Consider the following 304-nt stretch of genomic DNA (forward strand, 5'->3'; position numbering starts at 1 on the left):
AAAAGCAACGGAAATCTATCACGAGAACTATTGGAACAAGATATTCGGTGACGATCTACCGGTAGGCGTTGACTATGCCGTGATGGACTTCGCTATCAACTCCGGGCCAGCACGTGCCGTGAAATTCCTGCAACGTGTCGTAGGCACAGCTGACGACGGCGTGATGGGCACTAAGACATTGGCGGCGGTTAGGAAGATGGCTGCCGATAAAGTCATCAATGCTCTTTGCGATGAGCGGGCGGCGTGGTTGAAGACACTAACCACGTTCAAAAAGTTCGGTAAGGGCTGGTTATCTCGTGTATCA

General features: G+C 51.3%; 1 protein-coding gene. It reads left to right on the forward strand.

What is annotated here, in order from left to right:
• Positions 1-304: glycoside hydrolase family 108 protein (locus HWX93_RS22810; RefSeq protein WP_176038827.1), on the forward strand; the 304-nt coding region annotated here is incomplete at both ends.

Source organism: Brucella tritici (genome assembly GCF_902825325.1).
In the GTDB taxonomy this organism is placed as follows: domain Bacteria; phylum Pseudomonadota; class Alphaproteobacteria; order Rhizobiales; family Rhizobiaceae; genus Brucella.